General features: G+C 67.3%; 22 protein-coding genes. 21 read left to right on the top strand and 1 reads right to left on the bottom strand.

Going from position 1 to position 13572, the window contains the following annotated elements; genetic code table 11:
- Nucleotides 1-2: 2 nt before the first annotated feature.
- From ACFQVD_RS26650 to ACFQVD_RS26610, 9 genes are all read left to right on the top strand, one after another.
- Nucleotides 3-233 (top strand): hypothetical protein, encoded by a 231-nt coding sequence (locus ACFQVD_RS26650; protein WP_343981930.1) that lies wholly within the window; start codon nucleotides 3-5, stop codon nucleotides 231-233.
- Nucleotides 234-312: 79 nt separating this feature from the next.
- Entirely contained in the window at nucleotides 313-522 is a 210-nt protein-coding gene (locus ACFQVD_RS26645; protein WP_343981933.1) for a hypothetical protein, read from the top strand.
- A 207-nt stretch (nucleotides 523-729) separates the two neighbouring features.
- Nucleotides 730-1209, top strand: a complete 480-nt coding sequence (locus ACFQVD_RS26640; protein ID WP_343981937.1) for a hypothetical protein — start codon at nucleotides 730-732, stop codon at nucleotides 1207-1209.
- Nucleotides 1210-1414: 205 nt separating this feature from the next.
- Nucleotides 1415-1993 carry a DUF262 domain-containing protein gene (locus ACFQVD_RS26635; RefSeq protein ID WP_343981940.1) on the top strand — a complete coding sequence of 193 codons (579 nt, stop codon included), beginning with the start codon at nucleotides 1415-1417 and terminating at the stop codon, nucleotides 1991-1993.
- A 72-nt stretch (nucleotides 1994-2065) separates the two neighbouring features.
- Nucleotides 2066-2512: a hypothetical protein gene (locus tag ACFQVD_RS26630; protein WP_343981944.1), complete on the top strand. Its 447-nt coding sequence runs from the start codon at nucleotides 2066-2068 to the stop codon at nucleotides 2510-2512.
- Entirely contained in the window at nucleotides 2509-2781 is a 273-nt protein-coding gene (locus tag ACFQVD_RS26625; protein ID WP_343981947.1) for a hypothetical protein, read from the top strand. The genes ACFQVD_RS26630 and ACFQVD_RS26625 overlap by 4 nt, the downstream gene beginning before the upstream one ends.
- The gene (locus tag ACFQVD_RS26620; RefSeq protein WP_343981950.1) at nucleotides 2778-2957 is read left to right on the top strand and encodes a hypothetical protein; all 180 of its coding nucleotides are present in this window, start codon (nucleotides 2778-2780) and stop codon (nucleotides 2955-2957) included. Before ACFQVD_RS26625 ends, ACFQVD_RS26620 begins: the two co-directional genes overlap by 4 nt.
- Complete coding sequence (locus ACFQVD_RS26615; RefSeq protein WP_343981953.1) at nucleotides 2954-3367, top strand: helix-turn-helix domain-containing protein; 414 nt, start codon at nucleotides 2954-2956, stop codon at nucleotides 3365-3367. The genes ACFQVD_RS26620 and ACFQVD_RS26615 overlap by 4 nt, the downstream gene beginning before the upstream one ends.
- On the top strand, nucleotides 3364-3786 hold the full coding sequence (locus tag ACFQVD_RS26610; protein WP_343981956.1) for a phosphatase domain-containing protein: 423 nt from the start codon (nucleotides 3364-3366) through the stop codon (nucleotides 3784-3786). Before ACFQVD_RS26615 ends, ACFQVD_RS26610 begins: the two co-directional genes overlap by 4 nt.
- Nucleotides 3787-3960: 174 nt before the next feature.
- On the opposite strand, the gene ACFQVD_RS26605 is transcribed toward ACFQVD_RS26610, so the two are convergent.
- Entirely contained in the window at nucleotides 3961-6075 is a 2115-nt protein-coding gene (locus tag ACFQVD_RS26605; RefSeq protein WP_343981959.1) for a hypothetical protein, read from the bottom strand.
- A gap of 222 nt (nucleotides 6076-6297) precedes the next feature.
- On the opposite strand from ACFQVD_RS26605, the gene ACFQVD_RS26600 reads away from it, so the two are divergent.
- From ACFQVD_RS26600 to ACFQVD_RS26545, 12 genes are all read left to right on the top strand, one after another.
- A complete protein-coding gene (locus tag ACFQVD_RS26600; protein WP_343981962.1) occupies nucleotides 6298-7209 on the top strand; it encodes a hypothetical protein in 912 nt (303 codons plus the stop codon).
- Between the two features lie 32 nt (nucleotides 7210-7241).
- On the top strand, nucleotides 7242-7403 hold the full coding sequence (locus ACFQVD_RS26595; protein ID WP_343981965.1) for a hypothetical protein: 162 nt from the start codon (nucleotides 7242-7244) through the stop codon (nucleotides 7401-7403).
- 125 nt (nucleotides 7404-7528) lie between these two features.
- Nucleotides 7529-7795: a hypothetical protein gene (locus tag ACFQVD_RS26590; protein ID WP_343981968.1), complete on the top strand. Its 267-nt coding sequence runs from the start codon at nucleotides 7529-7531 to the stop codon at nucleotides 7793-7795.
- 283 nt (nucleotides 7796-8078) lie between these two features.
- A complete protein-coding gene (locus ACFQVD_RS26585) occupies nucleotides 8079-8552 on the top strand; it encodes a hypothetical protein (RefSeq protein ID WP_343981971.1) in 474 nt (157 codons plus the stop codon).
- The gene (locus tag ACFQVD_RS26580; RefSeq protein ID WP_343981974.1) at nucleotides 8552-8824 is read left to right on the top strand and encodes a hypothetical protein; all 273 of its coding nucleotides are present in this window, start codon (nucleotides 8552-8554) and stop codon (nucleotides 8822-8824) included. Before ACFQVD_RS26585 ends, ACFQVD_RS26580 begins: the two co-directional genes overlap by 1 nt.
- Nucleotides 8821-9042 carry a hypothetical protein gene (locus tag ACFQVD_RS26575; RefSeq protein WP_343981976.1) on the top strand — a complete coding sequence of 74 codons (222 nt, stop codon included), beginning with the start codon at nucleotides 8821-8823 and terminating at the stop codon, nucleotides 9040-9042. The genes ACFQVD_RS26580 and ACFQVD_RS26575 overlap by 4 nt, the downstream gene beginning before the upstream one ends.
- Entirely contained in the window at nucleotides 9042-9245 is a 204-nt protein-coding gene (locus tag ACFQVD_RS26570; protein WP_343981979.1) for a hypothetical protein, read from the top strand. Before ACFQVD_RS26575 ends, ACFQVD_RS26570 begins: the two co-directional genes overlap by 1 nt.
- An 86-nt stretch (nucleotides 9246-9331) precedes the next feature.
- The gene (locus tag ACFQVD_RS26565; protein WP_343981982.1) at nucleotides 9332-9505 is read left to right on the top strand and encodes a hypothetical protein; all 174 of its coding nucleotides are present in this window, start codon (nucleotides 9332-9334) and stop codon (nucleotides 9503-9505) included.
- A 356-nt stretch (nucleotides 9506-9861) separates the two neighbouring features.
- A complete protein-coding gene (locus ACFQVD_RS26560) occupies nucleotides 9862-10026 on the top strand; it encodes a hypothetical protein (protein ID WP_343981986.1) in 165 nt (54 codons plus the stop codon).
- Nucleotides 10027-10091: 65 nt separating this feature from the next.
- Nucleotides 10092-10715 carry a hypothetical protein gene (locus ACFQVD_RS26555; RefSeq protein WP_343981989.1) on the top strand — a complete coding sequence of 208 codons (624 nt, stop codon included), beginning with the start codon at nucleotides 10092-10094 and terminating at the stop codon, nucleotides 10713-10715.
- A 100-nt stretch (nucleotides 10716-10815) separates the two neighbouring features.
- A complete protein-coding gene (locus tag ACFQVD_RS26550; protein ID WP_343981992.1) occupies nucleotides 10816-11325 on the top strand; it encodes a hypothetical protein in 510 nt (169 codons plus the stop codon).
- A 14-nt stretch (nucleotides 11326-11339) separates the two neighbouring features.
- A complete protein-coding gene (locus ACFQVD_RS26545; RefSeq protein WP_343981995.1) occupies nucleotides 11340-13571 on the top strand; it encodes a hypothetical protein in 2232 nt (743 codons plus the stop codon).
- Nucleotide 13572: the final 1 nt, after the last annotated feature.

Here is a 13572-nt window from a genome sequence, read left to right as displayed (position 1 = left end):
ACATGACTGCTTCGACACAGATGCACAAGACGATCTCGGCCCACGCACTGCGTGACGGCAACCTGCTGCACGTGGGCGGCACCAACTACGTGCTCGTGGCCAAGGCGGAGCCGACCGAGGACGGCCAGATCGCGGTAACGATCTACAACGGCGACACGCCCCAGGAGCGGCCGTTCAAGTCCTACGAACCGCAGGCCAAGGTGCAGCTGTCCACGCGCGGCCCCGTCGTCTGACGCGGTTGGTCTGTCTGCCGCTCCACCCCCTGGAGCGGCTCGCAGACCGCCCGACCACCGCTGAGCGCAGGAGAAACCGATGGACAAGCCCAACCCCGACGAGCCCCTCACCGTCACCTACACCACCCCCGAGGGGAAGAAGCGGCGCCCGGTGACGCGCGAGCAGATGGAGAACGGCCAGTTCGGGCGGCTCCTCAACCGCATGGCCGACAAGGAGAAGGCGTGGGACATCGCCGTCCTGACCGCCGACGGCGAGGACATCGCCGAAACGCTGACCTGCTTCACCTAGCCCGCCGCTGGCCCGGGGGAAACCCTCCGGGCCACACTCTCTGAGAGGTACGCCATGACCGCGTGCGCCCTGTGTGGCACCACCCCGCAGCCCGCCGACGTTCCGCCCGTCCCTGCCTGGAAGTGCTCCCAGGGGTGCCCGCACCCTCCGACGGGCGAGCAGACCACCACCTGACCCGCCCTACCCCCACGATCAGCAGGAGAGACCATGAAGATGCGCCTCATCGTCACTGGCGAGTACGACGTCACCGACGACCCCGCCGAGCGCCAGCGGATCTACGGCGCCACCGACCCCTTCGAGTGCGCCAAGGTCGACGCTGAGAACTCGGCGGAAGATCTGCTCGCACTCGCGGACCGGATCATCAGCCGCGATGTCCACCCGGCGCTGTCCGCCGAGAACGGGGAGAGTGACCCCGCCAAGCTCAGCGACGACGACCTGATCTTCGCCATGGGCATCCACGACGACGACTGCCCGTGCGCCTACTGCGCAGAGTGGCAGAGGCGTCGCGCGATCCGGGACGACGAGCGCCGCAAGGTCGCCGAGGAGATCCGCTCAATTGCCGCGCCCAACACGGGAGTCGTTGCTTCCGACCTGCGGGAGTTCATCGCGCGGCTTGGCAGCTTTTCGGGCATTGACGATGTCCTGCGCGCGATCGCCGCTGAGATCGACACCCCCGCCGCTTCCTGACCCTCGGCTCTCTCCTCCGGCGCTTCTGGCCGGACAGCCTCAGACGCAGGAGAGAGCGCTCAGACCGCTTTTCCGATCTTGCTTGGAGCCCCCATGCGCTTCCCCCGCAGCCCTCGCCAGTTCGCCCACGCGTTCGCGGCCGGCCTTGTCGTGCTGGCGCTCGTCGCCACCCTCACCATCCGCCCCTAACTCCCGAGGACGCATCGTGACTCACCAGACCGCTGGACTGATCGAGCACATGAGCCTGAACATGACCGCCCGCACCGCCGACGGGCTGATCCAAATGGCCAAGTCGGGCGACCTCGCCTGGGAAGGGCCGCACGTCCCCTACCAGCGCGGCGCGGTCTGGACCTGCGACCAGCAGATCCAGCTCATCGCCAGCGCCTTGTCCGGCACGCCGATCCCGGCCATCATCCTCAACCGCCGCGACTGGGACGCCTGCGGCCCCGATGACCCGTACTACGTCGTGATCGACGGCCAGCAGCGGCTACGCGCCTTCGCCGCCTGGTACGACGGCACACTCGCTGTCCCCGCCTCCTGGTGGCCAGCCAACTGGGTCGAGCAGACCCGCGACACCGATGACGGCCCTTACGTCACGTTCAACGATCTGACCGTGGTCGGCCGACGCTTTTTCAGTAGCCGCGCCATCATCTCCGTGGCCGAGGCCAGCGTATGCGGCATACGAGCCGAGGCCGAGGTGTACCTGCGGGTCAACGGCTACGGCACCGCCCAGACCGATGAGGACATGGCGAACGCCGCTCGCGTGGCCGCCGACCCTGCCTGACGTTGTCGTTGTCGGCCCGCCTCCTACGGGCCGACACGCCACACTGGACCCACCGCATCGAAAGGAGCCGGCTTGTCCATCTACGCCACCTGGCTGTCGATCGACGACGAGAGCCACATCATCGGCGAATGCGCCCAGTACGCGAGGGCCACCGCTGAGGAGGCGCGTGCCGCTGGCGGTTACGCCGTCTCAGGCGACCGGTACTGGCTCCGGGATCGCAGCGTCGCCTGCTCGTGCGGGCAGCAGGCACCCATCATCTACGAGGGGTCCCACATCAACCCGTCCGCTGAGGATCCTCGCGGCGGCGCCGTGCTGTTCTGTGCCATCCCGAACCACTGCCACCCATCCGTTCGTGGCACCGACACCGACGACGGCCCGTCCGTGAACTACGGGCGCCTGGCGGTCTACCAGGACGACGGGGAGAGCTGCACACTCGTCCTCGACCGCAAACAGATCGCCCAGCTACGGGACACGCTGACCGAGTGGCTCGACAGCCGAGACCCCGAGGAGGCCCTGTGAGCGCAGAGGAAGCCGACGAGCGGGTCACCCGCTTCATCCTCAAGACCTACCGGGAGGAAGGCTACAACGACCACCTGACGACCTGCCCAGACCTGACAGCGCAGAACCCCGAGGGCTACAACAGCCAGTACGGGTGCGACACCGGCTGCGAGTACGTCCGCTTCGAGGCCACCATGACCTGCCCCCATGGGGAGAGCGATGACTTCGAGTGGGGCGATTTCGACGACCTGGCCAGCATCCTCAAGCAACTCGACGAGGAGACCCTGTGAACTGGTTCCACCGCCACCGCATGCAACCCGTGGACGTCAGACACGGCACGTACACCATCGGCGGCGGCCAGGCCACCCTGGTCTTGCGCCGATGCCACTGCAGTAAACACGACACCGAGACCATCACAGGCCACTGGCCAGCCGAACGATTCCTGACCTCCGAGGAGAGCCGTTGACCAATCACAAGGGGCCCGCCGCAGCGTTCACTCAGCGCATCGACCAGGAACGCAGGCTCAAGGGTTGGAACATCGGCGAACTCGCCGCCCGGTCGGGTGTGGGACGTAACACCATCACGCGCATGCCGGAAACCATCCGCCTACCCCGTGCCTCCACCGTGACCGCCCTTGCGAATGCGGTCGGCCTAGACCTCCACGAGGCTTTCAAACTCGCGGGATACGACGGCATACCCAACCCGACGCCGCAGCAGCTAGCCGAACAGCAGAGCCGCTCAACCATGGCGGACGCCCTCCGTGCCCGTCTTCCTGGCTTGGACGACGCCACCCTCGCCCGCGTGGCATTAGCCATGGCCGACGTCATGCAAGGCGTCGCAAGCGAACTGTTCGAGACTTGCGAGGAGGACCGTTGAGCAAGGCTCTGTGGATCGTCGACCTCGACGGCACCCTAGCCCTCCGAGGAGACCGCAACCCCTACGACTGGGCACGGGTAGGGGAGGACGCCCCAAACCCGCCCGTCGTCGCTGTCGTTCAAGCACTCATCCTCGCCGGCCACCCAGTGGCGTACGTGTCCGGACGCAAGGAGCAATGCCGGTACCAGACCGAGGTGTGGCTGTGCGCCAACGTCGGCTACTGGGACGACACCGAGGGCCTGTGGATGCGCGCCGACTGGGACGACCGCCCCGACGTGCAGGTGAAACACGACATTTACACCGAGCACTTCGCCCACCGGGAGGTTGCCGGAGTGGTCGACGACCGCGCGGCCGTGGTCCGCATGTGGCGCGAAGAGCTGGGCCTGACCGTCCTACAAGTCGCCGAGGGCAACTACTGACAGGCGGCGGATGACCGGTCGCGAGGAAGGCCCGGGAGCTAGATCTGTCAGCAAGAGGAGAAGGAAGCTCTCGAATGGCCTCACGACCGGAATGCGAGGAAAGCGGGAAGGCTAGATACTTTTCCAAAAAAGGTGAGAAGGAAGCCCTTCCATGGCCTCGCGATCTCCACCGTATCAGGCGGGGATCAGCTCATGCAGCGTCCCAGGCGTGTACACCCGCGCCCCCTCCGGCAGATCAGCCGGCGCCTGCAAGCCGATGTAGGTGATGTGCTCACCCTGCGAGCCCTTCTTCGCCAGCAGGTCAGCCAGGTACCGGACCCGCAGGTGGTCACGTTCGACGATCGAGCGCACCAGCAACGAGGACGTGACACGGTTACCTTCCACCTGGTTGAAGCCGGGATGCCCCTTCAGGTAGAGGTGCAACCACTTCGCCCGCCAAGCTCCGTCATCACCGCGCAGGAACACAAGCGGCAGCGCGACCCGGCCCGCGCCACGCAGGTCGGACTTCATCCGCACCGTACGCGGCTCGAACGGGCGGCCCTCCTGCTCGGCGTCGCGGCTCATGAAGCCGAAGAACGCCTCGGCCGCTTCGTCGAACGCCTCACCGCTGTAGATGTTGACCTGCGGGATGATGATCGACCGGGTCGCCTGCGCGAGACGGATGTTGACGAACTCGGACGCACCGTCACTGGCGTCAGTGAGGTCGCCGGAATACTCGGCGAAACCGTTGCGGTAGCTCGTCCACGAGATGTGCTCAGGGTTGCCGTAGGAGGCGTCCAGCATCAGCGCCGACAGGTCGTAGTCGGTGCGCCGCTCGGCCTGCCGCCAGTAGACGAAGAACCGCAGCAGCTCCCCGTCCACCGCCGACAACGAGCCACGCGGCAACATGCCCAGCCCGGGTGCGACAGCCTTGCCGGACAGCGGCAGGGCGACGTCGAGCACCTCAGGATCGACGATCAACTGACCGAGGTCGGGAAGCCGTCGGACGATCTCCTCGTCCAGGATGGCCGCCGCCCGCGACACGATGTCCTCCTCAATCGGGGAACGGGCATCAGCCGTCGCCCATGCCCGGCCGTGCCGGTTGGCGAAGACACGCCCAGCGGCCGGCGCGAGCCGGTTCTGCAGGTGCTCACGCAACCCCAGCAGCACCCGGCCCGAGGCGCCCACCGCGGCCTTCTCGGCGGCATCCAGCACAGCCGAGGCCGACGTGCCGGTTCGCAGCAGGTGGTCGAGGCGGCGCAGCAGCGCGCCAGGCGCCTTCCCCAGCAGCTCGACCGCGTCACCGGTACGCCCCTCCGACAGGGCCGCCTCGACGCGGCTGTCGAAGCTGCGCGCGGGGCGGACACCGCGGGCGACCTCGAAGACCTGGGCGGCGCGCGGAAGGTGCGGGTACTCGTGCGGGTGTAGCCGCTCGCCGAGCCGCTTCCACTGCTCCCGGTAGCGGGGCACGTCGCCGAGCTTGGCCGGTGTCGCGACCGCGTCCAGCGCCTGCAGAAGAGCGCGACGCTCGGCCCGGCGGAACGAGCGAAAACGCGTCGGCTCGGCCAGCGTGACGTCACCGTCGGAGCATCCGCAGGCGAGACGGAGCACGTCGGTCACCGTGTCCACGAGCAGCGGGCGGCCCGCTGCCAGGCGCACCTCGTTGACGATGGCGCGGTTCTCGCGCACCGGGATACGCTCCGGCTCATCGGCGCAGAACGCGGCCAGCGTCCGCAGCGCCGCCAGGTCCTCGGCGGACAGCGGCACTTCCGAGCCCGCCAGCGAGAAGTACAGCTCGCGCGCCTCCGACTCCAGGCCTCCGCCCAGCTTTAGTACGGTCACCCGGTCCCCGGCCAGCGGGATCAGTTCGGCGTGCGCGGCCAGCAGGTCAGCGTAGCTGTGCTGGTAGCTGCCGTAGCCGGGCAACGCGAGCAAGTTGAACACCGGGAACTGCTGGACGCGCGTGGCGGCGACCGGGTCGAGCAGCGCTTCCCGCAGGAGACCGACCCAGAACTCCATGGTGTCGGGCACGTTCTTCGGGAAGTCGACGAAGTACGCGTTGTGCTGGACGTGGTCGCCGGCGAGGCGGCGGACGGAGGCCAGGACTCGTACGCCGAGATCGACGACGGTCTCCCCGGGCAACTCGGCCAGGCGTGCGAGCAGGGCCGCCGAACATTTGAAGCCGACGCTCAGTAGCGCGGCGTCGAGCTGGCGTGCAGCTACCTCTCCCCAACCGGGGGTAGAGCCCGCGGGGGCGTCGATGGGGACTCGAAGCCGCCTGGCGATGATGAGGCTTTCCAGAGTGTCCACGGGTGCACCTTATAGCCGAGACGCACCGACGCTCTGCGGGTTTTCCGGGCACGCGCGATATCGATTAAAGGGAACATTTCAATCAAGCATCTTTGGAATGATCTCTGGTGGCTGGACGCTGAAACGCGAAAGGCGGCCCCCGCGCCCACGGAGACCGCCCAACACTGTCGCCACAACAGACCCGCGTGTCTCCCGTAAGCGTACGACCTCGGGGAGAGCACGATGCCTTACTGGATTCACTCCGCGCCTGACGATCTCGACGACCTCGGCGATGGCCTGCGGGAGTGCGCCCGTGCCGAGAGGTGTTCCGACGCCCGCCTGGAGACCGTGAACGGCAAGACAGTTCGCCGCGGAGCATCCACTCCCCGCGCCTACTGCGACTCCTGCCGGTCCATCATCGAACGGGCGATCCGCGAGCTCCCCACCTACTGGGGGCGCGTCCACGCCACTCTCGGGCAGCGTGGCCAGTCCGCCGGCCCGAAGGTGAGCATCTCCAAGTCCGCACCCATCCCGCTGTCTCTGGCCGCGGACGAGCTGCTGCGCGACATGGCCTCGGTGATGGTGTCGTGGTGGGAGCGCGTCGCCGCAGTCGCCCGGCTGAAAGCCCCGGACACGGAGGCATCGCAGAGGCTCGTCTCCTATGACACCGTCCGAGCTGCTTGCTCAGTGCTCGCCGCCCATGTCGACGCCCTGCTCGCTCTGGAGCCGCAGCCCATGATGCGGTCGCTGTCCCTGCGGGCCGCCGCAGACCTGCCCGCCGGCACCACCGGCCTGGTGCACCGGTCCGCGGAGTACGCCGACGTCCTCTTCGACCTCGACGGCGCCGGCGCTGGCCTCGAAGTGCTCCAGTTGCATTACCGGTGCCGGCGGCAGGTGGGGGAGACCGACGTCCCGGCACGGCACCTGCCGACGCCCTGCCAGGCCCCGTGCGGGTACAAGCAGTTGTTCGAGGCCCTCAACGGGGACGGAGAGTTCGACGGCGCCCGCTGCCGCCAGTGCGGAACCGCCTACACAGCGCAGGAGTACCGGGACCTGGTCGCGACCACCGGGGACATGATCCGCCGGGCCGGTGTCCGCCGGCGCAGCCTCGCCGTGCCGGGCTACCTCGACGACACCGAGGCTCGGCGGGCCTGAAGCGTCGGCGGCGGAGGGGAGAATGGTCCATCGTGGTCACCTCCCCTCCCTGCCTTGGTGATGTCGCCGACGTCATGCCGCGCGCTGACGGCGGCTTCTACGTTGTCCCGTTCGTTCTGCCGATTGACGTGCCGAAAGAGGCTCTGGGGCTGACCGTCGCGGAATGGCTCGCGGTCGCCGCGCCCACCGGCTGATTTTTCGGCGTGCCGCTATTTGCCTAACTGGCCATGTTTTGCGACACTTCCATTCGAAGATTGACCTTGCCAGCCCTCGAACGCCCCAGGCGCCGAGGGTTTTTTGCTGCCCGGGAGGTGATCCCGTGCACGCAGACGAAGAGCGCCCCGACCCGATCCCCCTGCAGAAAGCCGCGGAGGAACTCAGCCGGGAGTGGTCGACGCTCCGGGATTGGCCGGCGCGGTACAAGGCGCGGAAGGTCGGCAAGGTCGGCCGGGTTGTGTTCTACGACTTCTGGGATCTGTCGACGATCGACGCGATGAAAAACCTGGGGTTGAGGATTTTGCCGACTCCGGAAGAGCGCGATGAGTGGCGGCGGGCACGTAAGACTCCCCGCGCAGCCGCAGCCTAGACACCCCTAGATTTCCCGATCGGCGCCTCTCTGGCGAGGGCGCCGGCTCCGTGCGCGCTTCCCCGCTGTGCACGTCGAGCCTTCGGGGGCTGGTCCTTGCGCGAGGGTGCCAGCCCCCACCAATGACGCGCACCCTGGCCTGGCGGGTGGGGTGTGCCGCGCGACGCCGGTTGTGGAGTCCCCCGACGTACACGATCGCCGCGCACCGTGGCCCGACCGCTCGGCTGGGGGGTTAGAGCGGCCGGGCCACACAACCCCCCGAACCCCCCATGGAGAAGCAACGATGAAGGTCTATCTAGCCACCAGCGGTACGTACTCCAGCTACCGAGTACACGGCGTGTACGCCCGCCGAGAGGACGCCGAAGCGTACGAACTCGGCGACAACGTCGATGAGTACGAGCTGCTGGAGAGCACACAAGAGGTCCGGCCCTGGCACAGGCTGTTCTGGTATCCGGACAACCCTGAGGGCGAATACGAACGCGAGGGCTTCTTCATGGGCCCCTACAAGACTCGTAACCCCGACGAGATGATGCCTGACCGTCTGGACTATGACGGCCGCTGGGAGCGGGTCGAACACCACTGGAAGGGCGGGTACGGCGATCGCGGCTCCGGCGTGTTGGAGGTCCAAGGGTGGGACATTGAGCGCGTTCGGAAGGTGTTCGGGGAACTCCGAGCAGAGTGGCTGAACTGCAAGGCGCTCGGCATGGTGTGGGACCCGAGCAAGGCGGAGTGGACGCCCGGCGAGGTGGATGCCTGATGCGTATCCAGATCCTTCCCCTGCCCTCAGTCGTTGTCGGTGAGGTCGTCGAGGAGCCGTTCGCTCTCGTCATCGACCGGGCCGAGGACGACATCCCCAAGGAGCTGCTGGGCGAGTTCGCCCGGCAGTGCGGTGCGAAGACGTTCGTCATCGTCCCTCAGACGGTAGAGATCGTAGACCGGTACGCAGAGTCCGCCAAGGATGCGGCGGATATGGCGGTCGAAAGTCTTCGGACGCTGACCGAAGGCTGGCCTCGTTTGGACCCCTCATGAGGTGGTTTCGCCGTCACCGGGGAAGCCGAGCAGAAGACCTCGCCGCCGACAAGATCCGCGACCTCCGTGACATCCAAGGCTGGAAAGGCACCTGGAACTCCTCCGACTACATGCGGGGCCTCTACAACGGGCTGGAGTTGGCGCTGTCCGTCCTCGAAGGGGAGCGCGCTCCCCAGTTCAAGGATGCTCCTGCCGCACAGGGCGAGGAGAAGGGCTGATGGCCATCCACGCCGATTCCGTAGAGGAAGCGTTGCGCACCATCACGCTTCCACCCGGCCCCGCGCTCCTGTACGTCACCGAGGGCGACAACCCTACGATCACCATCCTCGATCGGGCCGACCTCGACTTGATGCGGCATCGGGACCGAGCTATCTGCCGGGCGCTCCTGGCGTACGTCGTCGAAGGCATGGACACGCCGTGAACGTCCTCCGCCGTGCTTGGCGTGTCCTCGTAGACCCGCTCGCCAGCGGCGCAGCCTCTGCCCGTCTAGCGGGTTGGCTACGCAAGATGGCCGACCGCCTCGACGAGCGTGGAGCGCCGAAGTTCACTGGCTTCTCGTTCACCTTCGAGACCGGCGAAGGCGTCCGCTTCCGGCATGACGGCAAGGGCTGCCCGGTCGCCTATCTCGGCGAGGCTCACTATGAGCGCGCCCACGCTGAGGCGGACTCTGGCACCCCATGATCTTCGGTCCGGCCGTACAGGTCCACGTCTGCTCTGGCCGGACCGAGCACTACTCCGGGCGGGCGGTTTCGGCCAACCTCATTCGAGTCGCGGCCTTGCTGGGCCGCCCGCCCGGCACCACCCCCGGCCCCCAGGGAGCCCCGCGTGTCCGTGAGAAGCCGCTCGCCTCACACTGTTGATCTCCGCCAGCGTGCCCGTGAGTGGATCGAAGGGTTCCACCAAGCCACCAAAGAGGACCAAGTCAACTGCGTCGCCTTGCTGCTGTGTGCTGCTGACGACGCGTACGACTGTGCTGCGGAGGGACACAAGCGGAGGCTCACGGAATCCGTCGCCGTCGGCGCCCAAGACGTGGGCTGATGGGCTTCCCGACCGTTTGGGAGATCGCAGGCGAGGCGCCCCTCGACGCGCACGAGGCCCGATGCTCCTACGTTCAGACGAGCGGCGGACTCCTGTGTGACTGCCCCGTCCTGACTCGGCATCCGCAGTACCTCGCCGACTACGGCGACGAGACCTCGATCTGACCTGATCACCACCTGAAGGGCCGTCCATCCGGGCGGCCCTTTTCTCATGCCTGTAGGAGGCACCTGTGGCCGTCGAAGCCGCCACCCTCACCGAGACGGCCACCATCACCAAGGTCGTCGAACTGTCCACCCCCAAATGGGACGCCCAGCGCACCCTGCTCGACGCCGCCCGCGAGCACGACCTCGCCGTCTGGGTAGGCCGAGCCACCGTCGACAAGTACCACGGAGACTTCACCGGCGCCCAGATCGACCAGGGTCTCGCTGGAGCCCCGTACGAGCGGGTGCTCGGCACCCCGCAGCTCCTCATGTACGGTGGCGCGTCCGCTCTGTGGCACCGCCTGATCGGCGGCACAACCGTGACCGCGTTCGACAACACCAACGCCTACATCGGGGTGGGCGACAGCACCACTGCGGCAGCGGCCACACAAACCGACCTGTCAGCGGCCAGCAACAAGCTGCGCAAGGCGATGGACTCGACGTACCCCCAGCACACCGACGCCACCACCTCCGGCGGCGCCTCGATCGTGTTCCGCTCCACGTTCGGCACCTCGGACGCGAACTTCGTGTGGAACGAGTGGGCCATCTTCAACGCCTCCACCAGCGGCCGGATGCTGAACCGCAAGGTTGAGTCACTCGGTACCAAAACGAGCGGGTCATGGACGCTCTCGCTGACACTTTCACTCGCATGAGGTGTCTTTGTTACAAGATTTAAGGGTGGCTTCACAGTACCCCCAACCCCTCTGATCCCTCTCGACCTGCCCGCCATTCTTCTTCGATTGGAGGCAGGTGATGGCTACCGTCTGGCAATACTTCGCCCCCGAAGAGGCCCAGTTCGCCGCGTCGGGATTCCCCGCGTTCAAGGTGTTCGCCGGCACGAACTTTCCCGTGTCCGGGCTCGCTTACGATGGGGCCGGCACCACAGCGGAGCGGGCGTTTTGGAAGTTCGAGCCCACCAACTACGGGTCGGGCAACCCCACCTGTGACGTCATCTGGTACGCCGACACCGGCACCAGCAACGCCGTCGTGTGGGAGGCGGCGCTCGCCGCGATCACCCCGGACACCGACACCCAGGATGTGGAGACCAAGGCTTTCGCTACGGCCACGACCGTGACGGACACCCACCTCGGTACGACCGGGCAACGCCTCCACAAGGCGACGATCACCATCAGCAACCTTGATTCGATCGCCGCCGGCGACGAGGTGTGGCTGCGCATCTCCCGCCTGCCGGGTAACGCCGCCGACACGATGACCGCGGATGCGATCCTCACCTCGGTGCGGCTCAGCTACAGCGACACCTGACCGGGGGCTGACCTGTGGCGCTCCGCTTTTCAGCTGACGGTCAAGACCGTACCCGCGCGATCTCTCCAGGCGCCCTGACGCAGTGGTCAGTATCCTGCTGGTTCAAGATCAGCACCGACCGTAACACCTACAGCACCGCCTGGTGTTTCGACGACGAGGACCCCGGCCCAGACAACGGCCATGGAGGCTACCTCGGCACCGACACAGACGGCACCACCCTGGACTTCGTGCAGTACCGGGTGTCGGGCGGCACAGGCCCCAACATCAGCAAAGGCTCCATCCCGCTGACGGTCGGCGTCTGGTACTACATCGGGCTGTCCATCTCCGACGCCAACGGCATCCTGGTCGCCCGCGCCGCCACCGCCACCTCGCCCACCATCACCACCTGGTCAGACGGCATCGCCGCCGGCATCACCCCCACGATCATGCGCTTAGGTGAGAGCATCTACGGCGGCGAGTGGCCCAACGGCTGCATCTCAGCCGTCAAGTGGTGGACAGCTGCTCTCACCCAGGCAGAGCTAGAGACAGAGGGGTACAGCACCACCCCCACCCGCACCGCTGACCTACGCGCCTGGTACCCGCTCACCCAGGTCGAGAACGTCGACTACTCCGGCAACGGGCAAACCTTGTCCGGGTCTGGTGGTGCGACCGAAGACGGGCCCCCGATCGCGTGGCGGCAAGGCCGACACCGTACCCGCTATACGCTCTCCGCTGCTCCGGTGGATACCGCAGCCACCGACACAGCCGCCCTGACAGACACCGCCGCCCTCACCGCCGCCCTCACCGCCACGGACACGGCGACGCTGGCCGAGCAGGCGTCTTACGCGGCTGCTCTGCCCGGCACGGACTCAACCCTTCTGAGCGAGAGCGCGGCCACCACCGCAACAGTGGCCGCCACGGACTCCGCGACGCTGGCCGAAACCAGCCGCCTCAGCTTGGCCAGTACCGACACCGGCACCCTCACCGACACCGCAACCCTGACGGCTACGACCTCGGGCAGCGACTCGGCGACCATCACCACCACCGCGACGTTGACCGCCGCGGCTCCCCACGCTGATTCGGCGACCCTCACCGACACCAGCACGGTGTCCGGCACCCTTGCTGCGGCTGATGCTGCTGCTCTGGGCGAGAGCATCACCCTGTCCTCCGCAGTGACCATCTTCGACACCGGGACGCTGTCGGAGACGTCCACGCTCGCCCAGGACGCCGTAGACGCCGCCGCCCTGGCCGACGCCTCCGCTTTGACGGCCGACGCCACTGGAGCCGACTCAGCGACTCTCACCGAGGTTGCTGCCCTCACCCTGGCAGCCTCAGACACCGCTACCCTCACCGACGACACCAGCATCGCCGTGGGCGTCTCAACGACCGACACGACGACCCTCACGGACCTCTCCGACCTTGCCGCGACCCTCACCAGCACCGACACCGCAGCCCTCACTGAGTCCGCAACCCTGGAGGGGTCCGAAAACCCAGCCGGCGCCGACACCGCAACCCTCGCCGAGGCAACAAGCCTCACCGCGGACACCACCACAGTGGACGCCGCTACTGTGGCCGACACCACAGACCTGGCCGCCGCCCAAACTGGCTCCGACACCGCCATCTTGGCCGAGACGTCCGACGTTGAACAGTTCCTCGGCGCCACCACCGGCGACCAAGCCACCCTGACCGAACACGCCGGCACCGAGGCGACTACCGCCACCGCGGACTCCGCAACGGCGGGCGAGGCCGCATCCCTCACCACCACCGCAACCACCACGGACTCAGCCACCTTGGCCGAGACCGCGGACGTCACCATCGCCGACGTCCTACTGGACACAACCGACGACACGACGTTCACCGACACCACGGACCTGACCGTCCTCGTTGAGCTCGCCGACACAGCGCAACTCACCGACACCTGTGCTCTCACCACCAGCCAGGACGCCACCGACACCGCAACCCTGACCGAGGCTGCGCTTCTGACCATCGCCGGCATCCCGGTCGACGCCTCCGACGCAGCAGCCCTCGACGAGCAAGCGGTTCTTCTGGCCGCGGTGTCTCTCACCGACCAGGCGCTCGCCGCATTCCTGGCCGCACTCACCGCCACCGCGGGCGGAGCAGACACAGCGACGCTCACCGAAACCGCGCACGTGAACACGGGAGAGCCGCCACCTGATCTTGCTGCTCTGGGCGGATCCCTCGTTTCAACCGCTGCTCTGGGCGGATATCGAATCGACGCCGCAGGGCTCGGCGGACGACTCACGTAGG

Origin of the sequence: Streptosporangium amethystogenes subsp. fukuiense (assembly GCF_042665875.1) — a bacterium.
GTDB classification, from domain to species: Bacteria; Actinomycetota; Actinomycetes; order Streptosporangiales; family Streptosporangiaceae; genus Streptosporangium; species Streptosporangium fukuiense.
Note: the sequence above shows the minus strand (reverse complement) of the source record. Positions and strands in the feature narration are given on the sequence as shown.